This is a genomic window from Paenibacillus sp. J22P277 (assembly GCF_059383675.1).
This window is the reverse complement of record NZ_JBXENS010000003.1, coordinates 934,416-959,422: the sequence shown is the minus strand read 5'-3', so window position 1 is coordinate 959,422 and position 25,007 is coordinate 934,416. Positions and strand designations below refer to the sequence as shown.

The following is a 25,007-nucleotide window of genomic DNA, read 5'->3' as shown; positions in this document are numbered from 1 at the left end:
TAACGACCGATTGCAAGCAAAACTAAACGGCCTTAGTCCGATGGAATACCGGAACAAGGCCGCCTAGTTACTTATATTATTTCCACTGTCTACTTGACGGGGTGCAGTTCATCTTCGAACGCCTCTTTTTGCATCTATGGACGTTACTTCGTCACGATATCGATCGTGCCGCCGCCAAGGCAAACGTCGCCATCGTAGAAGACGACGGCTTGACCCGGCGTGATGGCTTTCTGCTGCTGGTCGAACACGACTTCGGCCGTCGCGCCGTCCGCGCGGAACGTAACCTTGACCCCTTGATCCGGCTGGCGGTATCTGAACTTCGCCGTGCAGGAGAACTCGCCCTGCGGTTTGCTCGGCGCGATCCAATTGATGCCGGTTGCCGTCAAGCTGGACGAGTACAGGCTCGGATGCGCATCGCCCTGCACGACGTAAAGGATGTTCTCCTTCAAATCCTTATCCGCGACGAACCAAGGTTCGCCGTTGCCGGAGCCCCCGATGCCGAGACCTTGGCGCTGTCCGAGCGTGTAGTACATGAGTCCGTCGTGGCGGCCCTTCGTCTCGCCGGTCGCGATGTCGATCATGGGTCCGGGTTGGGCAGGCAGATACCCGCTCAGGAATTGTTTGAAATTCCGTTCGCCGATGAAGCAGACGCCGGTGCTGTCTTTCTTCTTGGCGGTTGCCAGGCCGAATTCGGCGGCGATGCGCCTGACTTCCGGCTTCGGCAGATGGCCGATCGGGAACATTGTTTTCGCCAGCTGATCTTGTCTGAGCGCATGCAGGAAATACGTCTGGTCCTTGCCGGAATCGACGCCGCGCAGCAGCTTCGATTCGCCGTCCGCGGTCCGCTCGAGGCGGGCGTAATGACCGGTTGCCAGGTAATCGGCGCCGAGCTCCAGCGCCTTCTGCAGGAATTCCCCGAATTTGATTTCGCGATTGCACATGACATCGGGGTTCGGCGTGCGGCCGTTCCTGTATTCGTCGAGAAAATAGGCAAACACTTTGTCATGATAGGCTTTCTCGAAATTGACCGTATAATAAGGGATGCCGATCTGATCGCAGACGCGCCGTACGTCTTCCGCGTCGTCTTCGGCCGTGCAATGGCCGAATTCGTCGGTATCGTCCCAGTTTTTCATAAAAATGCCGATCACATCGTAGCCTTGCTGCTTCAAGAGCAGCGCGGTCACGGAGGAATCGACGCCGCCCGACATGCCTACGACGACGCGCGTATTGGAATTGTCCATGATTGCTCCACCACCTTGAATAGAAGCCCATTCTCTGCCGAAAGGCAGGAAAGGGCGCTTAATTATCTATTGTATCACACTTTTGACGCACATTTCATGTCGGTTTTCATGAAAGTGTCATCGTTTTTTCAACATATTGTTGCTCGGTTATGTTAACATAGATATGATATGGGAATACCATGAATTGTAATCTATTACCATCCGGAACCTTTAAATAAGAGATCGTTTCGTCGGAGAAGAGGTGTTCGATTTGAAAATTTCAACGAAAGGCCGTTACGGCCTGACCATCATGATGGAGCTCGCCGGCAAGTACGGGGAAGGCCCGACTTCGCTGAAGAGCATCGCGGAGCGCAATCAATTATCGGAGCATTATTTGGAGCAGCTGATCGCGCCGCTGCGGAACGCGGGGCTGGTCAAGAGTATCCGTGGCGCTTACGGCGGCTATATCCTGTCCAAGGAACCGCATGAAATTACGTCCGGGGACGTGATCCGGATTCTCGAGGGCCCGATATCGCCCGTCGATTTCACGGAAGAAGACGATCCGGCCAAACGCAATCTGTGGCTGAGGATCCGCAACAGCATCGCGGAAGTGCTTGATTCGACGACGCTTGCGGACCTTGTAACTTACAAGGAAGAGATCCGGCAGGACTCTTACATGTTCTACATTTGAGGATGATGAGACCATGATACGAATTTATTACGACCATGCGGCTTCATCGCCGATGCATCCCGATGTCGCCACGGCGATGATGGACGTAATGACCGGCACGATCGGCAACGCTTCGAGCACGCACGGTTTCGGGCGCGCGGCCAGAGGTTTGCTGAACCGTTCCAGAGACGTCATCTCCGAAGGAATAGGTTGCTCGCCCGCGGAGCTCGTATTTACCGGCGGCGGGACCGAGAGCGACAATCTTGCGCTCGTCGGCGCCGCGCGGGCTGCCCGCAAGCGGGGGAAGTCCCATATCATCACGACCGCGGTTGAACATCACGCGGTGCTGCATACTTGCGATTATTTGCGTCAAGAAGGATTTCGCGTAACCGTACTGCCCGTCAACGAGCAAGGCGTCGTGTCGACCGCGTCCGTCGAGCAAGCGATCGCGGAAGATACGGCGCTCATCAGCGTCATGTTCGTCAACAATGAGACCGGATCGATTCAGCCGATTGCAGAGATCGGCGAACTCGCCCGGTCTCGCGGCGTTGCGTTCCATGTCGACGCCGTGCAGGCGCTAGGCGCGCTGCCGATCGATTTGCGCGAGCTCTCCGTGGACCTGATGAGCTTCTCCGCCCATAAGATCAACGGACCGCAGGGCGTTGGCGCCCTCTACGTCCGCAAGGGGACGTTCCTCGAGCCGCTGCATCATGGCGGTTTGCAGGAACGGAAGAGAAGACCGGGCACGGAGAACGTTGCCGGCATCGTCGGATTCGCCGCGGCGTTTGAACGTTGTGTGAATTCGGCGCGGGAACGGAAACTTTTGCTGGACGAGCTTCGTCTTACATGGATAGAACGAATGAAAGCCATTGCGGGCGAGGAGCGGGTCGCGATTAACGGCCACCCGGAATTGCATGCTCCGCATATCTTGAATCTGAGTTTTCTCGGCGTAGGCACGGAGACGCTGCTGATGAACCTGGATTTGGCCGGCATCGCGGCTTCGAGCGGTTCCGCCTGCACGGCTGGCGCGCTTGAGCCGTCTCATGTGCTGCAAGCGATGGGAATCTCGCAAGAAAGACGCGATTCCGCCGTACGGTTTAGCTTCGGTTTGGGAAACACTATGGAGGAACTCGAACTCGCGGCAAAAAAAGTTGAAACCTTTATGAGCCGCGTTCGTACTAATGCCTAGGAGGCTTTGCCAGACTGTGTTGCGACTACAGCATCTGATTGGTCTGCCTGTGATTGAGATGAACGCCGGGAAGCATGTCGGACATGTGAAGGATGCATGGTTCGACGAGCATTGGCAGCTCGGCGGCATTGTTTTGGACGCTGGACGGCGGTTTTTGACCTCGATGAAAGCCGTACAGTGGAGCGAGGTTCTGGTTTGCGGGGAAGATGCCGTGATCATCATGAACGAAGATTCCGTGAAACGGACCAAACAAATGGACGTGCAACGGTCCTTTTTGACCGGAACCGTGCGTTTGAAGGATTTACCTGTCATTACTGCTCATGGCGAACAACTTGGCCGCGTATCGGATGTTTATTTTAGCGAAATACAGGGTACACAAATAATAGGCTATGAGTTGACGGACGGTTTCATAGCGGATATCATGGAAGGCCGCAAGTGGCTTCCTGCTCCGCTGCAAGCTGATGAAGTCATGCTTGGCAATGATGTGATTATAGTACCGGCCGGAAGCGAGGACAACCTCTCCCCGGTCGCGGTTTCTGAGACGGATATTAGGGAGAAATGAGCCATGAAATGCCCAAACTGCAGTTCCAAGGATATCGGAAAAATCGGATCGCACCAGTATTACTGCTGGGGCTGCTTCATTGAATTGACCGTGAACGGCGAGAAAATGTCCGTCTACCAAGTGGAAGAGGACGGTACGCTCAGCTCGCTGGACGATTTGTTCTTCGAAGACGAGATGCCGCAAGTGCATGCGAACTAAGCTTTGCTGGTCTCGCTGCGGCGAGGGAAAGACGGCCTTGAACGAGGTCGTCTTTTTTGTGTTTCCAGTGAGCGCATGCAGGCCGTAGTGAAGCGTTGCGTTGCGCCGAATGAAGGAAACGAACGGGTTTCTAACGTTCGCGGGATGATTCCGGGAACTTGTACATATACTGTAGTACTAGTTATATCGGATGCGGCCTTTGAATAATGAAGCGCTGAACGCATGCTGATCCAAGGAGGAGTGCAGCCGTGGAACGGTTCACGAACAACCGTATATTTACATGGCTCGTCTACCTCATCATGGGACTCGTGGCCCTGTATCTGTTGCTGCTGCTGAAGCCGATCTTCTTACATATCTACGTGTTCCTGCGGGCGGTGCTGGCGCCGTTCTTGATCGCAATGATTATCTCGTACGTGCTGAATCCCATCGTAAGCATGCTTCATGAACGGAAAGTGCCGCGGACGATGGCGGTGCTGCTGATCTATGCCGTTTTTTGCGCCGCGTTGACCGTTATCCTGATGAACGCCATTCCGATGTTCTTGGAGCAGCTTCAGGAGCTGAACCGGCATATGCCGGATTTCACGATGAAGGCGCAGAGCCTGGTGGACGACCTGAACAACAGTTCGTTCCTGCCGGAAAGCATCCGCTCGGGCATCAACAAATCGCTGTACAAGCTGGAGAAGCAGGGCTCGGAAGCGATCTTCGGCTTCGTCAACAATATCGGGGCGATGCTGAACGTCGTGTTCATCGGATTCATTATTCCGTTCCTGGCGTTTTACATCTTGAAGGATTTCGAGGTGTTCGAGCGGACGCTGCTCACCTACGTGCCGAAGCCACATCGCAAGCATGCCGTGAGATTGCTCAAGGATATCGACAACGCGCTCGGCAGCTATATCCGCGGCCAGTTTCTCGTCTGCGTCATCGTGGGCACGCTCGCGTACATCGGTTATCTCATCATCGGCATGCCGTATCCGCTGCTGCTCGCGAGCGTTGTCGCGGTCACGAACATCATCCCTTACCTCGGACCTTTTTTCGGTGCGGCGCCCGCGCTCGTGATGGCGTCGACCGTATCCTTGAAAATGATGCTGATGGTCGTCATCGTCAATACCGTCTGTCAAATTCTCGAGGGCAACGTGGTCTCGCCGCAGGTCGTCGGCAGAACGCTGCACATGCATCCGCTGTCGATCATTTTCGCCCTCCTCGTGGGCGGGGAGCTGGCGGGCATCGTCGGCATGATTCTGGCCGTGCCGATCTTCGCCGCGCTCAAGGTAATCGTTCAGCATATCTTCGCGTATTACGTTCGAAGAAAGACGATTTGACAGGGCATGCGGGTTGCTGATATTCTGATTCTATCTAGGTTAATTGCATCGTTATAAACGTTGATGGTACTGAAGTAAATCATAGACCGCCATACAGAGAAAGAATTTCTTCGCGCAAGCGGATTGGTTTGCGTGTACGACCGCAAGGTTGGACATGCAGCATTCCGCAAGCGGATTGGTTTGCGTGTACGACCGCAAGGTTGGACATGCAGCATTCCGCAAGCGGATTGGTTTGCGTGTACGACCGCAAGGTTGGACATGCAGCATTCCGCAATCTATATGCCGCGTCGGCTGAAAAAATTCTAAGGGCGAAGGATGATCGAAAGCTGGTACCGGAGTGTGAACGAACTTCGCCGGGTGGACCCGTTACCGTCCATTGAAGGAGATTGTTTGGCATCGCGGCTTTCCGATACGGGAAACGGCTGCCGGCCGAACAATAACCAGGGTGGTACCGCGAACGATTCGTCCCTGTTTTTGGGGCGTTTTTTTATTTTCATTTGACACTGTGGAGGCTGAACCGTATGAAAGCAAGTGAAATTCGTTCCAAATGGCTCGCTTTTTTCGAAAGCAAAGGGCATAAGATCGAACCTAGCGCTTCCCTCGTGCCGCATAACGATCCGTCCCTGCTGTGGATCAACGCGGGCATGGCGCCGCTGAAGCCGTATTTTGACGGACGCGTCATTCCGGACAACCCGCGGATCGCGAATTCGCAGAAATGCATTCGCACCAACGACATCGAGAACGTCGGCAAAACCCGCCGGCACCATACGATGTTCGAAATGCTGGGCAATTTCTCGATCGGCGATTATTTTAAGGAAGAAGTCATCACATGGGCATGGGAATTCCTGACGAGCCCGCAATGGATCGGCTTCGATCCGGAGCGCCTGTCCGTCACCGTTTATCCGGAAGACGAGGAAGCGTTCCGATATTGGAACGAGAAGATCGGCCTGCCGGCAGAGCGCATCTACAAGCTGGAAGAGAATTTCTGGGACATCGGCGAAGGCCCGTGCGGTCCTTGCACGGAAATCTTCTACGACCGAGGCGACGCGTTCGGCGACCTGAGCGACCCGGAATGCTGGCCGGGCGGCGAGAACGAGCGCTTCCTGGAAGTATGGAACCTCGTATTTTCGCAATATAATCATAATAAAGACGGCAGTTACACGCCGCTGCCGAACAAAAACATCGATACCGGCGCAGGGCTCGAGCGGTTCACGTCGATCCTGCAAAACGTGGACTCCAACTTCGACACGGATTTGTTTCGTCCGATCATCGACCGCACATGCGAAATCGCAGGCGTTGCGTACCATGTGAATCCTGAGACCGACGTCGCGCTGAAAGTCATTGCCGACCATATCCGGACCGTGGCTTTCTCCGTCGGCGACGGCGTCATGCCTTCCAATGAAGGCCGGGGCTACGTCATCCGCCGTCTGCTCCGCCGCGCGGTCCGTTACGGCAAGACGCTCGGCGTCGACCGTCCGTTCCTCTTTGAGCTCGTGCAGGTCGTCGGCAGCATCATGGGCGCCTACTATACCGAGATCGTGGAGAAGCGAGAGTTCATCGAGCGAGTCATCCGCACGGAAGAAGAACGGTTCCACGAGACGCTGTCCGACGGTCTTGCCCTGCTCGGCGATCTGGTAAAGACGGCCAAGTCGGAGGGCAAGTCGCTCATTACCGGTCCAGATGCATTCAAACTGTACGATACGTATGGCTTCCCGTTCGATTTGACGGAAGATTACGCGGCCGAACAAGGCATGACCGTCGATCGCGAAGGCTTCGACGCGTCGATGGAAGAGCAGCGTACCCGCGCGCGCGCGGCGCGCCAAGACACGGGCGGCATGAACGTGCAAGGCGGACCGCTTGCGGATTTCACGGAGAAATCGGAGTTCGTCGGCTACCAGCATCTGAAGGTCGAAGGCGCGAAGGTCATCGCGATCGTCGACGGCGACGCGCTCGTTCAAGAGTCGGGAGCAGGCAGCCATGTGCTGGTCATCCTGGACCGCACGCCATTCTACGCCGAGAGCGGCGGACAAGTCGGCGACAGCGGAGCGATCGCCGGGAACGGCTTCGCGTTGTTCGTGGATAACGTGACGAAGGCGCCACACGGCCAGCCGGTGCATCACGCGGTTATCGAGCATGGAACCTTGAAAGTGGGCAGTATCGTTCAAGCGGCGGTTACGACGCTCACGCGCGAGGACACGATCAAGAACCATACGGCGACGCATTTGCTGCACCGTGCGCTCAAAGACGTGCTGGGCGAGCATGTCAACCAAGCGGGCTCCCTCGTGGAACCGGACCGCTTGCGGTTCGACTTCTCCCATTTCGGCAGCATCAGTCCGGAAGAGCTGACGGAGATCGAACGCCGCGTCAACGAGCAGATCTGGCTCGGCACCGCGGTGCAGATCGATAACAAATCGCTGGCCGAAGCGAAAGCCATGGGCGCGATGGCGCTGTTCGGCGAGAAGTACGGCGACGTCGTGCGCGTCGTGCGCGTCGGCGATTACAGCCTGGAGCTGTGCGGCGGCTGCCACGTAGCCAATACGTCGCAAATCGGCGTGTTCAAGCTCGTCAGCGAAAGCGGCATCGGATCCGGCGTCCGCCGGATCGAAGCGGTGACGGGACGCCATGCGTACCAGTACGTGGAGGGCCAGCTGGATCTGTTGAAACAAGCGGCGGCGCTGCTCAAAACCAACCTGAACGACGTGCCTAAGCGCATCGAGGGACTTCACGCGCAGGTGAAGGATTTGACGCGCGACAACGAGTCGCTGCAAAGCAAATTGAGCCATATCGAAGCGGGATCGCTGGAAACGCAGGCGAAACTCGTAGGCGGCGTCACGCTGCTGGCTGCCGCAGTGAACGCGCCGTCGATGGATGCGCTGCGCGGTATCGTCGACGAGCTGAAGGCGAAATTAACGAGTTCGGTCATCGTGCTGGGCGCTGTAGCGGACGACAAGGTCAACCTCGTCGCGGCCGTTTCCCCGGATCTCGTGAAGCAGGGCTTCAATGCGGGCAAGATCGTAAAAGAAGCGGCGGCGGCTTGCGGCGGCGGCGGCGGCGGCCGACCGGACATGGCGCAGGCGGGCGGCAAGGATCCTTCCAAATTGGCGGCGGCGCTTCAAATTGCCGAAGAACTGGTTCTTGCGCAGTCAAATGTGATATGATACAGGTATAAAACGGCTGTCAAGCGGCTTTGGAAAGCGAGGTGCTGGCGATGAATTCAATGGACAAGACAATGAAATTCGACGTGAAAGCGGAAGGGGAAGCCTCCTCGAGAGAGATTATGCTTTCCGTTTACGACGCGCTGCTTGAGAAGGATTACAATCCCATCAATCAAATTGTCGGTTATTTGTTGTCCGGAGATCCTGCATACATTCCGCGGCATAATAATGCCCGAAGCTTGATTCGCAGGAAAGAACGTGACGAATTGATCGAAGAGCTGGTACGTTCTTACTTAAGTCAGCACAGCAAATAATTCTTGAAGACGGAAATGAGGCTCTTCCCGCATGCGTCTTATGGGTTTGGATTACGGCGACCGCAGAATCGGCGTTGCCGTCAGCGATGCATTCGGATGGACCGCGCAGGGGGTCGGGGTTGTGGAGAAACGCCGCGATAACGGCGAAGACGAAGCGATCGCGAAGCTCGTGCAGGAACATGAAGTATCTGAGATCGTAGTCGGTTTACCGAAAAACATGAATGGCACCATCGGACCGCGTGGCGAAATTTGCATCGCATTCGCACAACATTTGCAGCAAAAGCTAAATGTACCCGTACACCTTTGGGACGAACGGTTGACGACCGTTGCCGCCGAGCGCACGCTCATCGAAGCGGATGTCAGCCGTAAGAAGCGAAAGTTAGTGGTAGACAAAATGGCGGCAACGCTCATTTTGCAAAATTATCTCGATTCTAAAACGAAAAGGTGAGGGTAACGATGACAAAGGACAACATGCAGTACGAAGAGCCGGAAATCATCTACATTCCAGATGAAGAAGGCAACGAAGAAGAATTCGAGGTAGTCATGAAGTTTGAGGTTGACGGCTCCGATCAGAAATATATGATGGTCGTTCCGCTGAACGTCGATTCCGAGGACGAACAGGACGAAGACGCGGACGAAGTCTACGCGTTCCGTTACGAGGAAGACGGCGACGACTTGAAGCTGTATACGATCGAGGACGAGGAAGAGTGGAATATGGTTGAAGAAACCTTTAACACGCTTCTTGCGGAAATCGACGAAAACGACTAACGTCAGCATTGGCTGAAGGGAGATCTGTACATTGTCTGAAGTAAAACGGATTTCCGTCTTGAATCCTATTTACGGCTCGGAAGTCGATCTGATCGGCGAAGAAGGCGAGACGGAACCGTTCCGGATCGTCGCCGAGTTCCAGTTGGGAGATCGCGCTTATGCGGGTCTTCAATCGCAAGGGATGCAGCAGGAAGATGAAATCGCCTTCTTCCGCATCGCTTTGACGGACGGCTCCGACCCCGAGCTGGAGTCGATCGAAGACGACGAGGAATGGGAAGCCGTCTCGGAAGCCTACGATGATCTGCTGTTCGAAGGCGACGAACTGCCTTGACGGCATTGATGCCCGCGAGGGAATAGATAGGAACGGATGGGGCGGCGCTGCCGCCCTTTTTCCGCGCAAACAGTAGAAACGGGGGATTGTCGCTTGAGTCCATCAGAGCACCTGCCGGAAAGCGGATTTTCGGCTAACGACGACTTGCGTCCCGCGGGTCCGGGAAGAGGACGCATTACGTTCTGGGTCATTACAACGATTTTAAGCTTAATTATTATTATTGCAGGCGGCTCGTACTTGTACGTGTGGAACGGTCTGCGAACAACATCCCCCGGGGATGTCGTGCAAGTCGAGCTGAAGTCGGGCACCTCGCCGTTTAATTTCGCGGAAGTGCTCGAAGAGCAAGGCATTATTCGAAACGCGTTTCTGTTCAAATACTACCTGCGCTACAAGCACGAAGGACCGCGATTCCAAGCCGGCGTATATGAGCTTAGACCCGGAATGGACAAGCAATCGATTATCGCGAAGCTGAACGCGGGCGAGACGGTGAAGCAAGAAACGATCCGCTTTACGATCCCGGAAGGCTTCACGGTCGAACAGATCGCCGATACGCTGAGCAAAGCCGGTTACGTCGATAAAGCCGCTTTCCTTGCACTGGCCGATAAGGACCAGGTTTGGCCGGATACGGATGCGTCCAAGAATATCCCGAAAGACGCCAAGCTCCGCCATCGTTTGGAAGGCTATCTGTTCCCCGATACCTATGAGATGGTCAAGGGCAGCAAGCCGGACGCGATTATCGATCGGATGCTTCAGGAACTCGACCGAAAATTGGACGGCCTGCCCGAGAATTGGGAAGAACAGGTGGCGACGAACGGCGTCGATTTCAACGGAATCATGACGATCGCCTCGCTCGTCGAGCGCGAGGTCGTCGTGGACGAGGAACGGCCGATCGTGGCGGGCATTATCTATAATCGCCTCAAGGAAGGCATGCCCCTGCAAATCGACGCGACCGTGCAGTACTTGCTGGACAAGCAGAAGGATCGCCTGATGGAATCCGATCTGCAAGTGGACAGTCCATATAATACGTACAAGATCAAAGGACTTCCGCCTGGGCCGATCGCTTCGCCGAGCGTGAAATCGATCGAAGCGGCGCTCTTCCCGAAGAAGACGGATTATTTCTACTACGTGACGAAGAAGGACGGCAGCCACGAACATCTCTTTGCGGAAACGCTCAAGCAGCACAATCAGAACATCGCGAAAAGCAATCAAACAGCGAAGCAATAGGAGGACTTGCAAATGGCAACAAAGCCGGAGCTGCTCATCGATGCAGCTTCTCTTGCCGATATGGAACGGTTGATCGAAGCGGGGGCGGATGCGTTCGTTATCGGCGAATCGCGTTACGGAATGCGGCTTCCCGGCGATTTTGACCTCGCGGGAATCGCGGAAGCCGTCAAGCTGGCGCATGCGCGCGGAACCTCGGTTTATGCGGCCGTCAACAATGTGATGGATAACCGGACGGTCGACGCGCTGCCCGACTATATAGGCGCGCTGGCCCACGCCGGCGTCGACGCGATCGTGTTCGGGGACCCGGCGGTACTCATGGCGGCGCGCGCTGCCGCGCCGGGGATGAAGCTGCACTGGAATGCCGAGATGACGTCGACGAACTTCGCGACCGCGAACTACTGGGGTCGCCGCGGCGCCTCCAGAGTCGTGCTCGCACGGGAATTGAACCTGGAGCAGGTCATCGCCGTGAAAGACAATACGGATATGGCGGTGCAGGTTCAGGTTCACGGGATGACGAACATCTACCATTCCAAGCGTCCGCTCGTTCACAATTATTTCGAGCATCAGAACAAGGACGGCTCCGTGGAGAACGTTCCGGTGCATGGCCGGCGCGAAGACGGTCTATACTTGATCGAAGCGGAACGGCCCGATGAGCGTTTTCCGATCTATGAAGATGCCAACGGAACCCATATCATGAGCTCCGACGATCTGTGCATGATCGAGAACCTGCACGAGCTGATGGAAGCGAATATCGATAGCTTTCGAATCGAAGGCCTGTTAAAATCGATAACGTACAACGAAACCGCGGTGCGCGCTTATCGCGCTGCGATCGATGCCTATTTCACGGACCCGCAAGGCTATGCGTTCCATGACGAATGGCTCGATTCCATCGTATCGCTGCAGGATCCGTCGCGAGAGCTGTCGTATGGATTTTTCTATAAAGAACAAGTGTATTAAGGTCACCCTTGTAAGTTCTTGGAGGTGAGGATGGTGACAACGCAAACAGCCCCTCGTTTGAAGGGGAAAAGACACCGGTTGGCCAAACCGGAGTTGCTGGCTCCGGCCGGCAATTTGGAGAAACTGAAATTCGCCGTTCACTACGGCGCGGATGCCGTTTATATCGGCGGTCAAAAATACGGCCTTCGTTCCAATGCGGATAATTTCAGCTTCGAAGAGATGAAGGAAGGCGTGGAGTTCGCCAAACAATACGGCGCAAAGGTGTTCGTCGCTACGAATATCTACGCGCACAACGAAGATATCTCGGGCCTGGAAGACTACCTGCGGGAGCTGGAGCTCGCGGGCATCGCCGCCATTATCGCGGCGGATCCGATTATCGTGGAAACGGCGCAGCGGGTCGCGCCGAAGCTCGAGGTGCATTTAAGCACGCAGCAATCAACGATGAATTGGCAGGCCGTTCAGTTTTGGAAGGAAGAAGGTCTGCCGCGCGTCGTGCTGGCCCGCGAAGCGAGCTTGGAAGAAATCGCGGAGATCAAAGCCAATGTCGATATCGAAATCGAGGCGTTCATTCACGGCGCTATGTGTTCTTCGTTTTCCGGTCGCTGCGTGCTGTCGAATCACTTTACCGACCGGGATTCCAATCGCGGCGGCTGCTGCCAATCCTGCAGATGGAAGTACGACATCTACGAAGACGATATCGCGATGGTCGGCATGGACGCCGATAAATTCACGATGGGCTCCAAGGATCTGGGCATGCTCGAGCATATCCCGGATTTGATCGATGTCGGCGTCGACAGCTTCAAGATCGAAGGGCGGATGAAGAGCCTGCACTACGTCGCGACCGTCGTCAACGCGTACCGCCAGGCCATCGATTCGTACATGGCGGATCCGGAGCATTACGAGCTGAAGCAGGTATGGCTCGACGATATTCAGAAGGCCGCCAATCGGCCGCTCAACACGGGCTTCTTCTATGATACGCCCGGCGCCGAGGATCATATTTACGAGCCGGAGGAGAAAGCGGCGCCCTATGATTTCGCCGGCGTGGTCATCTCCTACGACGAAGCATCCGGAACGGCCGTCGTTCAACAGCGCAACCATTTCAAGCCGGGCCAGCAGGTGGAGTTTTTCGGACCGAACGGCACGTTCTTCAAACAAACCGTCGGGGAAATCACCGATACGGACGGCAATGCGCTCGATGCCGCCAGACATCCGCTGCAGCACATCGTGATCCGGACGGAATCGCCGGTTAAGCCGATGGACATGATGCGTAAACGCATTCGTTAATGCCATAGACCTAAGAACATCCTTGTCGACCTTCGACAGGATGTTTTTTTTGTGAATTTTTTCCGATCCGGCTAACAAAACGATTTCCTCGTACCGATAAATTGGGTATTGCAACATATTGTGAAACTTGCTTTTGGTTATGATGAGACGGGCGGACAACGCTCTGAATCATAAGCACGCGACACATACCGAATTGTACGCATCCAAAATTGGAAATCTATCACATGGCCAGGTGGTGTCAAGCAATGAGCAGCAAGGCGAAGAAGGACAAAGCCAACATGCAATCCAATGAAAACAGCTTGAACGGGAACGTGAAGTCGTTGGTTTCGACTTCCGTAAACGGTCTCAAGAACGTGAAGTTTTCGAATCCCATCAAATCCGTGGGGCTCATGCTGTTCTTAATTATCTTCTGCGCGATCTTGGTGTGCGTGCTGGTCGTGGGGCTCTTCTCCTACTCGACCTCGAAGACGATCATCAAGGACAAAGTCGCGGAATCGAGTTCCGTCGCAATCAAACAATCGAACGGCAAATTGGATTTGATGTTCAAGAATTACGAATCGTTGTCCATGCAGATTCTGTTGGATAAGTACGTGCAGGATTATTTGCAGCAATATAAGACTGCCACGGACGATTACGACAAGTTCGATGTCATGAAGAAAATCAGCGACGCGGTGCAATCCTACATACTGGGCAATCAAACGATCGTAGGGGCGGCTATTATTCCAATATCCGGCGACGCTACGGCCGTTACGATGGGCAGCACGAATATCACGACCGCGGATGCCCAGAAATCCGACTGGATGAAGACGATTACCGATGGCGCGGGGCGGTTGGTATGGCTGCCTTCGAAAGTCAACGGCTACGGCACAAGCGCCACCGACCCGACGTTCGCGATGGGACGGGTCATGAAGAACACGGTCAGCAACGAGGGCTACTTTATCCTGATCGTCGAAATTCGATTGAAGGAAATCGCCGACCAATTGCAAGATTTGAAGCTTGGCGCCGGCAGTGAAATCATCATTCAAGATGCGGCCAACAACATCGTCTTCAGCGCGAAAGAGGATCAACTCGGTCAACCTTCGCCAATCGCGATCCCGGCCGAGGGCAATGTATCTGAAAGCGGATCGAAAACGACGACCGACTCCGACGGCGATGAAGTGTTGGCCATGTACAACAAATTCGAAAGCACCGGCTGGGAGCTCTTGGGTACCGTGCCCGTCGAAGAGCTCATCAAGGACGCCAAGCAAATCCGTAACGCCACGTATATTATTGCGGGGATTGCGGCGCTGCTCGCCATCGGGATCGGCCTGCTCGTCATTCGCATGGTGGCGATTCCGCTCGTGAACTTGCGCAATCTCATGAACGAGGGCGAACGCGGCAATCTGACCGTTCGTTCCGCGATCAACAAGAAAGACGAGATCGGGCAGCTGGCGCAAAGCTTTAACCAGATGATGACCCAGATCACCGTGCTCGTTAACCAGACGAACCAATCGGCTCAAGATGTGCTGGCGACGGCAGGGGAATTGTCGGACGCGTCCAAGAAGACCGCCATCTCCGCCAAAGAAATCGCCGTTGCCACCGAAGAAATCGCCAATGGAGCGACCAGCTTGGCCGTCGAAGCGGAGAAAGGCAGCGATCTGACGACGGAGATCGGTCACCAGATGCAGCAGGTAACGGTTGCCAACCAAGAGATGGGCGCCGCCGCGTCCGAAGTCGAGAAAGCAAGCCGTCAAGGTACGGTTTACATGAACAGTCTGATCGAGAAGACGGGCATGACCGAAGAAATGACGCGATCGATGGTCGAGAAAGTCGACCGGTTGAAGGAATCCACGCGCTCCATCCGTAAAATCTTGGACGTGTTGAACAACATGACGAAGCAAACGAATATTTTGTCCCTGAATGCCACGATCGAGGCGGCGCGCGCAGGCACGGCGGGCAAAGGCTTCATGGTCGTCGCGGACGAAATCCGCAAGCTGGCCGATCAATCCCGTCAATCCATCGACGTGGTCGGTCAAATTACCGAAACGATTCAACGGGAGATCGACGAGACGGTCGGCGTGTTGTCCGATGCGTATCCAATCTTCCAGGAGCAGATTCAAGCCGTCAAAGAAGCGAATCAAATATTCCTGACGGTTCAAGGCCAGATGGGCGACTTCGTAGGCCGTCTCGGCACGGTGACGAATTCCATCGGCATGCTGGAAAGCTCGCAGGTCGTGCTGTCCGAAGCGATGAGCAACGTCAGCGCAGTCGCCGAAGAGTCTTCCGCGACCTCCGAAGAAGTCGCGTCGCTCAGCAACGAGCAAACGAACATCAGCGAAGGGCTGGTCCGCCTGTCCGATAAGCTGGAAACCGTATCGACCGGTCTCCGGGAAACGTTGAGCCGTTTCCGGACCTGATTGCCGGCATGGCGTTATGAATTGAAGTCCGTCACCTTCCACGGTGCCGGACTTTTTTGCTGCTCCGTATCATGTTAGCTTTTAACGGGAATGCAAAAAAGACGGGCAGCCGAGGCTGCCCGTCTTTGACGATTTCGTAAACGTTAATCTCGCGATTGCGTAAAGATCATGATGTACTTGATCAGCTCCAGCAGCGAGATCAGAGCCGCCGCTACGTACGTGAGCGCCGCGGCATTCAGCACTTTCGCAACGCCGCGCTCTTCATCGTTGGTGATGAAGCCTTCGGCTACCATGAGATCGCGCGCCCGGTTGCTGGCATTGAATTCAACCGGCAGGGTGACGAGTTGGAACGCGACCGCGCAAGAGAAGAACAGGATGCCGATGCCGATCAATCCGGTCGACTGGAACAAGAAGCCGGCAATGAGCAGGAAAGGCGCGAAGCCCGAGGCGAAATTCACGACCGGGAAGATACGGTGGCGAAGCGCAAGCATCGGATAGCGTACTTTATGCTGGATGGCATGCCCGACCTCGTGACAAGCGACGGAGACGGCGGAAATCGAATTTTCGTAATAGACATGCTCGGAAAGCCTTACGACGCGGTGAATGGGATCGTAGTGGTCCGAGAGGGTGCCTGGGACCGGTTCTACCGGGACATCGTGCAGCCCGTTCCGGTCGAGCATCATCCGTGCCGCTTGATAACCCGTAATGCCGCTCGCGGTCTGCACTTCCGACCAGCGTTTAAACGTTCCTCTGACCCGAAACTGCGCCCATACCGACAACAAGAAAGCGATGATGATCAGAAAGTCCATGGGGTGAAAAAACATAACTGGTTCCCTCCGTTTTAATGAGATGCTACATGAATCCGCCTTTGTTCAGCAGCAGCATCAAAGCTTCGACGCAAGCGGCGGTTTGAGGAATAAGCCGCTTGAAGACCTGTTTAGCCTGCCCTGGCTTTAACTGGCTGATTACAGGCTCGATCGCGGTCACTTCCCGCTGCAGCTGTTCCAGATGAATTTGCAGCTCGATCAGTTGGCTGGAGACTTCCTCTTCGGAAGATACCTTGCCCCAGCCGGACAAGCTCGATTTGATTTCATCCAGCGAATATTTTTCCTTCTTCAACTGTACGATACGTTTGAGACGCGATAAGGTTTCATCGCTGTATAAGCGATAATTTTTGGCTGAACGGCGTTCCGGTTCAATCAGGCCCATGGAAGTATAGAAATCGATCGTACGCGGGCTTACGCCGGCCAGCTTAGAGAGTTCGCCGATCCGGTATAACAAATGTTCGGACATCGAAATCACCTCTTTCATTATAAAACGGGTATGTACGCAATATCTTCTACTAACTATGATACAAATCCTTAACCGTACAGTCAAACGTTATGCTTTGACAATTCTTCCACTTCAGATAATCTGACATGACAAGTAAGCATAAGCTTGGTTTTTGAGTACGCGAATTACAGACTGCTAGAGTCGAACCGTGTCCCGTTGGCAAGAAACGCGAAGAATGATGAGGGAATTCTCGCGTTTCGCCGCCATAATTGTGAAAAAACTTAACATTCGCTTCTCTTTTGGGCACGAATGTTAGATTTTTTTATGCAAAATGAAAAAACTATATTGTCAAATCAGGTACTTCTGACTATAATGACATTAAGTCTTTCCTACCGTGTTATGAAACATTACATTAGGGAGTGGTCGTAGTGGTCAAAAAATTAGTTTTGTCTTTAGGTGCTCTATCGTTGTTATTTCCGGCAATGGCTTTCGCGGATGATCCGTCCGCGGCCACGCTCAACATGGGGCTCAACTCGATTTGGGTTCTCGTCGCGGCAATCTTGGTCATCCTCATGCAAGGCGGATTTATTCTTCTGGAATCCGGTTCGACAAGAATGAAGAACGCCGGTCACATTGCCGGCAAAACGATTTTCACGCTGGGTCTTTGTACCTTGATTTACTGGGCCGTCGGATATGCATTCGCATTCGGCGCCGATAACACCGGCACGGGTATCAGCAACATCATCGGTTCGGGCGACTTCTTCTTCTCGCCGGATAAAGCAGCCGGCGACGGCGTAGGTCTTCCACCGGCCATTTTCTTCACGTTCCAACTGGCATTCGCGGCCGTATCGCTTTCCATCGCATGGGGCGGCTTCGCGGAACGCGCCAAGCTTTCCGCTTACCTGGTCTTCACGGTTTTGTTCACGGCCGTTATCTATCCGGTCATCGCGCACTGGATCTGGAGCGCGGACGGTTGGTTGTTCACGAAAGGCGCGCAGGACTATGCGGGTTCGACGGTCGTTCATTTGACGGGAGCCATCGCGGCGTTCGCCGCAACGGTGCTCTTGAAACCGCGTATCGGACGCTTCAATAAAGACGGCTCCGCCAATGAAATTCTCGGTCACAACCAAGTATTCGGCGCTTTGTCGGTTCTGATCCTGTGGGTCGGCTGGTTCGGTTTCAATGCGGGCAGCGCGCTTAGCGTAGGCGACGGATTCTTCGGCTATGTCGCGTTCAACACGCAGCTCGGCGCTGCCGGCGGCGCGGTAGCAGCACTCTTGATCTCCTGGCTGGTAAACGGCAAAGCGGATATCACGACGACATTGAACGGCGCGCTTGCCGGTCTCGTAGCCATCACGGCGACTTGCGCATTCGTAGAGCCATGGGCGGCGGTCGTCATCGGTTTGCTCGCAGGCGTACTCGTTTTCTTCAGCGCTAAATTTTTCGAGAAAATCAAAGTCGACGATCCGATCTTCGCGCTTTCCGTTCACGGCGCAGCAGGCGTATGGGGCACGATCGCCAACGGCATCTTCGCAACCGACGCGCTCGCCAAGAAATTGAACGTCGGCGAAGGCGGTTTGATCGATACGGGCAACTGGCATCAGCTTTGGATTCAAATCGAATCCGTCGTCGTCTGCGGCGGTTACGTGCTGGTCGCTTCGTTCATCCTGCTCGGCATCATGAAAGTGGTCATGGGCCTTCGCGTAACGGAAGAGCAAGAAATCGTCGGTCTCGACCTTTCCGAGCACGGAACGTTCGGCTATCCGGAACAAATGAAAAAAGCGCAACAAAACATGTAATCATTTGTTTAAAGGGTTGTATCTGCGCGGCTGCCCGAGAGCGGCCGCGCAGACGCTATCTTGGATATCCTTACATTGAGGTGAGCACAGCATGAGCGACCCGGTCCATGCGAAGCTGCTCGCACGCATCGGCACCAGCGGCGATGTTGCGGCACTGCGCGGCTTGCGGGATCAAATCCATGAGCACATGGAAGCGCTGCTCTCCGCTCGGCCGATCGAACAATTTTATACGGATCTGAACGAGGTACACGACGCGCTGATTCGCCGTGCCGTCACCCTCTCGGAAGAGCAAATGGCACGGATGGGGTTCGGTACCCCGCCCGTGCCTTATGCGTATCTATTGTTCGGCAGCGGAGGCAGAGAGGAACAAACGTTAACGAGCGACCAGGACAGCGGATTGATATATGCCGATCCCGCGGATTCGTCCCAGCTTGAATCGGTCAGCCGCTATTTCGAAGCCTTCGCCGGGACGGTCGTGGAGATGCTTCAACAGCTCGGTTATCCGCCTTGCGAAGGAGAAGTCGTCAGCGCCAACCCGGCATGGTGTCAATCCTTGTCGCATTGGAAGGCGAAGCTGGATCTATGGTTCGAGGATCCCGACTGGGAGCGGGTCCGGTACTTGCTGATCGTGGCGGATTGTCGAATCGTGGAGGGGCTCCCGTCGATATGGATGGCGCTGAAGGAACATTTTTTCGCGCATATGCTCCAAAACGAACGAATCGTGAACAACATGCTGAACAATACCATGCGCCACAAGGTATTGGTAGGCGTATTCGGACAGTTGTTCAAGGAAAATTACGGCGAGGACGCGGGCAGCCTTGATTTGAAATACGGCGCGTACATTCCGATGGTCAACGCGGTCCGGCTGCTCGCCATTCAGGCGGGCGTTCGGGCTACCTCGACCTTGACCCGGATCGAACAACTGACGCAGAAAGGCGTTTTCTCCGATCAAGAGGGTCAAGATTACGACGGCGTATTCAAATTATTCCTGCGATTGCGCCTGCTGACCACGTCCAAGAAGGAACGCGGCATCTATACCAATAACGGCAAACTGTCCAATACCCGATTGACCAAGGAACTAATCGAAGAACTCAAAACCGGTCTTCGCACCGTCAAGAGGCTGCAGAAGCAGGTTCGGCGGCGAGCGACTGGCAGGTTCTAAGTCATCCGGAGGGAAGTCTTATGAAAGAGCAGAGAGGCATGGGGCGGATGTGGCATCTGTACAAAATGGGCGGCATTACGCCGGCGCTCGCTTCCATGATGGGTGCCCAGAATGCGCAGCAGATGGCTTTTATACGTTCCATGTCCAAGGAGCAGCGGAAGGATTCCATTATGGACCAACCGCTCGACGAGATGGAAGTCGTCGTATTCGATCTGGAGACGACCGGATTCTACCCGACGAACGGGGACGAGATCATTTCTTTCGGGGCGGTAGTGCTCAAAGGCGAACGGCTGGTGGAGGAACGGTCGTTCTACAGCTTGGTGAATCCGAAGCGCAAGGTGCCGAAGCATATTACGGAATTGACCGGCATTACCAATGAGATGACGCAGGATGCGCCCGATTTGATGCAGGTGCTTCACGATTTCATGGAATTCGTCGGCAAACGGTTATTGATCGCGCATGCCAGCGGCCATGACAAGCATTTCCTGAACACCGCGCTCTGGCGGACGTCCAAAGTGAACTTGACCCATCGGGTGCTCGATACGATCATGGTGGCCAAGTGGCTGGAGCCCGGACGGTCCAGCTATAACCTGGACGATCTGCTGGAACAGCACGGCATCGCGATCACGGAGCGGCATCATGCGCTCGAGGATTCCAGAATGACGGCAAAGCTGTGGCTGCTTTATTTGAAGCGGATGCTGGACCGCAACGTGGTTACGCTGGGGGACTTATACGCGTACTTGAGCAAGCATTAGCGGATGGAAGATATGCTCCTGCATCCAATAGGGCTGTATGAGCAGCTCGCCGCGCCGAACGTCTGGCGAGAGGATCCAGTACGAGGTTCCGCCGCCGGCTGCAGGGATCCCGTCATGATCGGCCGCGCTCGGTACGGGCGGGGAGGAAGGATGGGAATGAAAGAAACCGACAAGCGATTGTCGGTTTTTTCGTATGCGGTAAAGGACTTGAACCCAGTCTTGCGGATCGAAAGAAAAGCGGTGCTGGGGCTGGCTGGCTGCATTCAAGACGCGGTGCACATCCGTGACATGCAGGATGCGGCCCGGATATCGCGATTCCTTGGTAGCGTCGGCCGCGTAATGTCCGGTCAAGACGCCGCATGCTTCGAAGGGCATGGCGTCCATGCAGAGCGAGAATAGCGCCCGAAATGCGGCGGGATCAAGCAAGGCTAGACGAGGCATCGTGTTTTGGTGCATGGCAGTTCCTCCTGCTCGGACAGTTTGAGACTTGGACTGCCCACATTATATCGCAGAATCGGAAATCCCGCCTACCGCTAAGTTCGAGGTTTCGCATAATGTCAAACGAGGCCGTCATCCTGGCGTGTCCCCGGCTTTGGCCGGAGGATGCACGAGAAAGACGATGATGAGCATGGAGCCAAGCGATAGTCCGGCGACGATGCCGTACAGCAGCGTATCCGAAATGCCGGCGATCCAGCCGAATAACGGGGGACCCAAAGCGACGCCGAAGAATCGCAGGCTGCTGTACAGCGACGTGACCATTCCGCGGTGCTGGCGATCGACCGACCCGGTAATGAGCGTATTCAAGCAGGGCAGCACCAAACCGGTCCCGAGGCTGCTCAACGCCGCGAAGCCGATCAGGAGATAGATGTTACGGTGCAAAAAAGCGGCGGCGGCGAGCGCGGCGCACATGAGAGCGAGGCCGACGATCATTAGGATGCGCATCAAGCGGCCGTTATTCTTGATTTTGCGGCCGGTGAGGTAAGCGGTGATGACCAGAAACAACAGCGGGATCGCCAAGATGCCGCCTTTTGCGACGCCGTCGATCTTATACGGCGCTTTCTCCAGTAAGTCCGATAGGCGGAAGAGGACGCCGAACAAAATAAACAAGCCGAGCGAGCCCGACACGAACGCGCCGATCAGCCATCGGCCTTTCTCCTTGAAGAGCTTGCCGATATCCGCAACGTATTGCTTGACCGGCAGCGGCTGCTCCTTGCCTTCTTTGGCCGGTTCTTTGATCAGGAACAACATGGCCGCGAACGAGCCGGCGCAGAAGACCGGAAACGCGAACAGCGGCGCGTACCAAACCATTAAGGCCAGCAGCGAGCCGATAATAGGGCTGACGACTTTTCCTGCTCCATTGGACGCTTCGATGAGTCCGAGCGCTTCGCTTTCCTCGCCGTCCTTATACTTGTCGCCGACGAGAGCCATGGCGATCGGAGAGGTGCCCGCCGCGCCGATTCCTTGAAGGGCTCTAGCGGCGATCAAGAAGCCGTATGAATGCATGACCGCCGCCACGCCCGCCCCGATGCCGGCTATGCCGTAGAGGGCAAGCGAAGGCAGGATGACGGCTTTGCGGGAGTAACGATCGGATAGATAACCGGAGAAGGGAATAATGAGACCGGCGGCAACGGAGAATAAAGTGATAACGAGGCTGGCTTGAAATGTCGAAATGTGAAGCTCGCGCTCCATCTCCGGCAATATCGGGACAAGCATGGAGTTGCCTAATACGAGTACGAGGGGGACGGTCGCGAGCGCGACGTATTCCAGCCACTTTCCGCCGCCTTTGCCTTGCTGCTTCGCTTTCGAGGCGCTTCCGCCGCCGGATTCCGCCGTTCGTAATTTCCCCGGGCTGCCTGCCGTTCCGCGGGATTTGGCCGATTGCTTCATGGTTCAAAGACCTCCAAGTCGATGTGATGACCTCGCCGGTCTCGCCGGTTAATGTACCCCCGAACTTGAGCTTCCATTCTTGAACATGGTAACATGTAGGAAGTGTTCCTCGCGTTAATCGACAACTATTCCGAAAGAAGGCGCATTATGAAACGATCGATCGTATTGCTCGTCATCGTGCTTATTCTGGCAGGTGCCGCAGTTTATCAAAATAAAGGCAAGCATGACGATGCGCTGGCCGCGTCGTCGGATATGCTCCCTAAGCCGGGTTATACCGCGCCGACGCTTAATCTTCCCGATCTGAAGGATCAGTCCGTCGCGATCGGCGGAAAGCGGGATAAGCTGCTGCTCGTGAATTTTTGGGCTTCCTGGTGCTATCCGTGCGAGATGGAAGCGCCGGACCTGCTGTCGCTGGCCAAGGATTACGACGGCAAGCTCGAGATTCTGGGCATTAACGCGACCAGCGTGGACAAGGAGCGGCAGGCCCGGGAATTCGTGGATCAGCAGAAGCTGTCGTTTCCGATTCTGATGGATCGGGACGGCGACGCGCAGAAGCTCTACAAAGTGAATTCGTTTCCGATCAGCCTGCTCGTGGACAGCAACGGAATCGTCAGGGAGCGAATCGAAGGCGTGATCTCGAAAGCCCAATGGAAGGCATTCATCGATAAGTGGCTCGACGCCGAGACCGAGGCGAAAGCAAGCGCAAGTACGTAAGGAACGCATGGAGGTAACAAAAAGCCGGAAGCTTATGAGCTTCCGGCTTTTTGCGCGCGAGTGCGCGATTTAATGATTGAGCAGTCCGAACTGCTCGCGGGGTTCGTCATGCGAATCGATTTTGGCTTTCGTCAACAGCGCGTAGCGGATGCTGTCGACCAGCGCTTCCCAGCTCGCCTCGATGACGTTGCTGGATACGCCAACCGTATTCCAGGTGCTTTTGAAATCGGTCGATTCCATGAGCACGCGGACTTTGGCCGCCGTCGCGTCCTTCTCGTCGATGACCCGAACTTTATAATCGGACAAATGGAAATCGTTGATGCTCGGATAGAATTGCTCGAGCGCCTTGCGCAGCGCGTTGTTGAGCGCGTTGACAGGGCCGTTTCCTTCCGCCGCCATGTAGATGGGTTGTCCGTCGACATTGACTTTGACGATCGCTTCGGCGTTCATGCCGCTGCCGTTCGTCTTCTCGACGAGCATCTTGAGCGATTCCAGCTTGAAGATTTCCTTCATCTCGCCGAAGGCCTCGCGAAGCAGCAGCTCGAGCGATGCGTCGGCGCCTTCGAATTGATAGCCTTGATGCTCCAGATCCTTGATTTTCTCCATGATCCGTTTCGTCTTCTCGTTGTTGGCGTTAATATCCAGTCCAAGCTCCTGCGCCTTGGAGATGATATTGCTCTGGCCGGCAAGCTCGGAGACGAGGATGCGCTGTTTGTTGCCGACGAGCTCCGGCTGGATATGCTCGTACGTCTTGGAATCCTTCATGATCGCGGAGACGTGGATCCCGCCTTTGTGGGCGAATGCGGCATTGCCGACGTAAGGCTGGGCAACCGGCATGTGCACGTTCGCGATTTCGCTGATATAGCGGGCCGTGTTGGTCAGCGATTGGAGCTGGTCGTCGCTGATGCAGCGATAATCCATCTTTAATTGAAGCGTCGGGATGATCGAGCACAGATTCGCGTTGCCGCAGCGCTCGCCGTAGCCGTTGATCGTGCCCTGCACTTGGCGGGCACCGGCTTGTACCGCGGCCAACGTGTTGGCGACGGCAAGCTCGCAATCGTTATGCGTGTGGATGCCGATCGGCGTGCTAAGCTCGCTGGTGATACGCGTTACGATGGCATGGACCTCGGAAGGGAGCGTACCGCCGTTGGTGTCGCACAGCACGATCCAGTCGGCGCCGGCGTCTTGCGCCTTGCGCAGGACGGCAAGGGCGTAGTCGGGATTATGCTTGTACCCGTCGAAGAAATGTTCCGCGTCGAAAATCGCTTCGACGCCCTGGCGCTTCAGGAAAGCGAAGGAATCGTAGATCATCGACAGATTCTCTTCCAAGGACGTCTGCAGCGCGGTATGTACGTGGAAATCCCACGACTTGCCGACGAGCGTCGCGGCCGGAACGCCGGATTCCACGATCCGCAGCAGGCTGCTGTCCTGCTCGGCGAGGCTGTTCTTGCGCCTCGTGCTGCCGAACGCGGTCAGCTTGGCGTTCAGCTTCAAGCCTTTCACGCGCTGGAAGAATTCGATATCCTTGCTGTTGCTGCCGGGATTTCCGCCTTCAATATAATGAACGCCTAACAAATCGAGCCTCTGGGCGATTTTGACTTTATCCTCCGCGGAAAGACTGATGCCTTCTCCTTGCGTGCCGTCTCGAAGTGTCGTGTCGAATATGGAGATCGTATTTCCCATGAATGCAAAAGCCCCCTTCCTTGTAACCGTTTTTCAATCGCAGTCATAATTTTTTATTATAGCATTAGAAGGGCGGTGCGTAAACGTGGGCCGATTAGGCGCATAGCTTGAAGTTGACGTTCGGGGCGGCCGATTGGTATGCTGAAAA

Annotated in this window: 24 protein-coding genes; 18 read left to right on the top strand and 6 right to left on the bottom strand. The window is 55.3% G+C overall.

Annotated elements, in window-relative coordinates:
* Nucleotides 1–143: 143 nt before the first annotated feature.
* Nucleotides 144–1,241 carry a tRNA 2-thiouridine(34) synthase MnmA gene (mnmA, locus tag AC50YL_RS13305; RefSeq protein WP_494832503.1) on the bottom strand — a complete coding sequence of 366 codons (1,098 nt, stop codon included), beginning with the start codon at nucleotides 1,239–1,241 and terminating at the stop codon, nucleotides 144–146.
* Between the two features lie 250 nt (nucleotides 1,242–1,491).
* Here mnmA and cymR point away from each other — a divergent pair, with 250 nt between their 5' ends.
* From cymR to AC50YL_RS13235, 14 genes are all read left to right on the top strand, one after another.
* Nucleotides 1,492–1,911, top strand: a complete 420-nt coding sequence (gene cymR / locus AC50YL_RS13300) for a cysteine metabolism transcriptional regulator CymR (RefSeq protein ID WP_494832501.1) — start codon at nucleotides 1,492–1,494, stop codon at nucleotides 1,909–1,911.
* 13 nt (nucleotides 1,912–1,924) lie between these two features.
* Complete coding sequence (locus AC50YL_RS13295) at nucleotides 1,925–3,079, top strand: cysteine desulfurase family protein (protein WP_494832500.1); 1,155 nt, start codon at nucleotides 1,925–1,927, stop codon at nucleotides 3,077–3,079.
* A gap of 16 nt (nucleotides 3,080–3,095) precedes the next feature.
* A complete protein-coding gene (locus tag AC50YL_RS13290; RefSeq protein ID WP_494832499.1) occupies nucleotides 3,096–3,641 on the top strand; it encodes a PRC-barrel domain-containing protein in 546 nt (181 codons plus the stop codon).
* 3 nt (nucleotides 3,642–3,644) lie between these two features.
* Nucleotides 3,645–3,839: a YrzR-like zinc ribbon domain gene (locus tag AC50YL_RS13285; protein ID WP_090641631.1), complete on the top strand. Its 195-nt coding sequence runs from the start codon at nucleotides 3,645–3,647 to the stop codon at nucleotides 3,837–3,839.
* 248 nt (nucleotides 3,840–4,087) lie between these two features.
* On the top strand, nucleotides 4,088–5,158 hold the full coding sequence (locus AC50YL_RS13280; RefSeq protein WP_494832497.1) for an AI-2E family transporter: 1,071 nt from the start codon (nucleotides 4,088–4,090) through the stop codon (nucleotides 5,156–5,158).
* 521 nt (nucleotides 5,159–5,679) lie between these two features.
* Nucleotides 5,680–8,316 (top strand): alanine--tRNA ligase, encoded by a 2,637-nt coding sequence (gene alaS / locus AC50YL_RS13275; RefSeq protein ID WP_494832495.1) that lies wholly within the window; start codon nucleotides 5,680–5,682, stop codon nucleotides 8,314–8,316.
* 50 nt (nucleotides 8,317–8,366) lie between these two features.
* Nucleotides 8,367–8,627, top strand: a complete 261-nt coding sequence (locus tag AC50YL_RS13270; RefSeq protein ID WP_090642134.1) for an IreB family regulatory phosphoprotein — start codon at nucleotides 8,367–8,369, stop codon at nucleotides 8,625–8,627.
* Nucleotides 8,628–8,658: 31 nt separating this feature from the next.
* Nucleotides 8,659–9,075 (top strand): Holliday junction resolvase RuvX, encoded by a 417-nt coding sequence (ruvX, locus tag AC50YL_RS13265; RefSeq protein WP_162644217.1) that lies wholly within the window; start codon nucleotides 8,659–8,661, stop codon nucleotides 9,073–9,075.
* 8 nt (nucleotides 9,076–9,083) lie between these two features.
* On the top strand, nucleotides 9,084–9,395 hold the full coding sequence (locus AC50YL_RS13260; RefSeq protein WP_161744759.1) for a DUF1292 domain-containing protein: 312 nt from the start codon (nucleotides 9,084–9,086) through the stop codon (nucleotides 9,393–9,395).
* A gap of 31 nt (nucleotides 9,396–9,426) precedes the next feature.
* The gene (locus AC50YL_RS13255) at nucleotides 9,427–9,726 is read left to right on the top strand and encodes a DUF1292 domain-containing protein (protein ID WP_494832492.1); all 300 of its coding nucleotides are present in this window, start codon (nucleotides 9,427–9,429) and stop codon (nucleotides 9,724–9,726) included.
* A gap of 93 nt (nucleotides 9,727–9,819) precedes the next feature.
* Complete coding sequence (mltG, locus tag AC50YL_RS13250) at nucleotides 9,820–10,950, top strand: endolytic transglycosylase MltG (protein ID WP_494832491.1); 1,131 nt, start codon at nucleotides 9,820–9,822, stop codon at nucleotides 10,948–10,950.
* Between the two features lie 12 nt (nucleotides 10,951–10,962).
* Nucleotides 10,963–11,907, top strand: coding sequence for a peptidase U32 family protein (locus tag AC50YL_RS13245; RefSeq protein WP_494832489.1), 945 nt, complete (start codon nucleotides 10,963–10,965; stop codon nucleotides 11,905–11,907).
* A gap of 30 nt (nucleotides 11,908–11,937) precedes the next feature.
* Nucleotides 11,938–13,191 carry a peptidase U32 family protein gene (locus tag AC50YL_RS13240; RefSeq protein WP_494832487.1) on the top strand — a complete coding sequence of 418 codons (1,254 nt, stop codon included), beginning with the start codon at nucleotides 11,938–11,940 and terminating at the stop codon, nucleotides 13,189–13,191.
* Nucleotides 13,192–13,436: 245 nt separating this feature from the next.
* The gene (locus AC50YL_RS13235; protein ID WP_494832485.1) at nucleotides 13,437–15,587 is read left to right on the top strand and encodes a methyl-accepting chemotaxis protein; all 2,151 of its coding nucleotides are present in this window, start codon (nucleotides 13,437–13,439) and stop codon (nucleotides 15,585–15,587) included.
* Between the two features lie 143 nt (nucleotides 15,588–15,730).
* On the opposite strand, the gene AC50YL_RS13230 is transcribed toward AC50YL_RS13235, so the two are convergent.
* Together AC50YL_RS13230 and AC50YL_RS13225 are read right to left on the bottom strand one after the other, a co-directional pair.
* Nucleotides 15,731–16,411, bottom strand: a complete 681-nt coding sequence (locus tag AC50YL_RS13230) for a zinc metallopeptidase (protein WP_494832483.1) — start codon at nucleotides 16,409–16,411, stop codon at nucleotides 15,731–15,733.
* Nucleotides 16,412–16,439: 28 nt separating this feature from the next.
* Entirely contained in the window at nucleotides 16,440–16,898 is a 459-nt protein-coding gene (locus AC50YL_RS13225) for a MerR family transcriptional regulator (protein ID WP_161744764.1), read from the bottom strand.
* Between the two features lie 389 nt (nucleotides 16,899–17,287).
* Here AC50YL_RS13225 and AC50YL_RS13220 point away from each other — a divergent pair, with 389 nt between their 5' ends.
* The 3 genes from AC50YL_RS13220 to AC50YL_RS13210 all read left to right on the top strand — a co-directional run bounded on the left by AC50YL_RS13220 (nucleotide 17,288) and on the right by AC50YL_RS13210 (nucleotide 20,575).
* Nucleotides 17,288–18,658: an ammonium transporter gene (locus tag AC50YL_RS13220; protein ID WP_494832482.1), complete on the top strand. Its 1,371-nt coding sequence runs from the start codon at nucleotides 17,288–17,290 to the stop codon at nucleotides 18,656–18,658.
* 91 nt (nucleotides 18,659–18,749) lie between these two features.
* Nucleotides 18,750–19,820: a DUF294 nucleotidyltransferase-like domain-containing protein gene (locus AC50YL_RS13215; RefSeq protein ID WP_494832480.1), complete on the top strand. Its 1,071-nt coding sequence runs from the start codon at nucleotides 18,750–18,752 to the stop codon at nucleotides 19,818–19,820.
* Between the two features lie 20 nt (nucleotides 19,821–19,840).
* Entirely contained in the window at nucleotides 19,841–20,575 is a 735-nt protein-coding gene (locus tag AC50YL_RS13210; protein ID WP_494832478.1) for a 3'-5' exonuclease, read from the top strand.
* On the opposite strand, the gene AC50YL_RS13205 is transcribed toward AC50YL_RS13210, so the two are convergent.
* Together AC50YL_RS13205 and AC50YL_RS13200 are read right to left on the bottom strand one after the other, a co-directional pair.
* The gene (locus tag AC50YL_RS13205; RefSeq protein WP_494832476.1) at nucleotides 20,549–21,031 is read right to left on the bottom strand and encodes a Mov34/MPN/PAD-1 family protein; all 483 of its coding nucleotides are present in this window, start codon (nucleotides 21,029–21,031) and stop codon (nucleotides 20,549–20,551) included. The two genes, AC50YL_RS13210 and AC50YL_RS13205, sit on opposite strands and share 27 nt — an antisense overlap.
* A 114-nt stretch (nucleotides 21,032–21,145) precedes the next feature.
* Nucleotides 21,146–22,462, bottom strand: coding sequence for an MFS transporter (locus AC50YL_RS13200; protein ID WP_494832474.1), 1,317 nt, complete (start codon nucleotides 22,460–22,462; stop codon nucleotides 21,146–21,148).
* A 147-nt stretch (nucleotides 22,463–22,609) separates the two neighbouring features.
* Here AC50YL_RS13200 and AC50YL_RS13195 point away from each other — a divergent pair, with 147 nt between their 5' ends.
* Complete coding sequence (locus AC50YL_RS13195) at nucleotides 22,610–23,176, top strand: TlpA family protein disulfide reductase (RefSeq protein WP_494832472.1); 567 nt, start codon at nucleotides 22,610–22,612, stop codon at nucleotides 23,174–23,176.
* A gap of 69 nt (nucleotides 23,177–23,245) precedes the next feature.
* Here the strand turns inward: AC50YL_RS13195 and cimA are convergent, their stop codons facing one another.
* Nucleotides 23,246–24,859, bottom strand: coding sequence for a citramalate synthase (cimA, locus tag AC50YL_RS13190; protein WP_494832470.1), 1,614 nt, complete (start codon nucleotides 24,857–24,859; stop codon nucleotides 23,246–23,248).
* Between the last annotated feature and the right edge of the window lie 148 nt (nucleotides 24,860–25,007).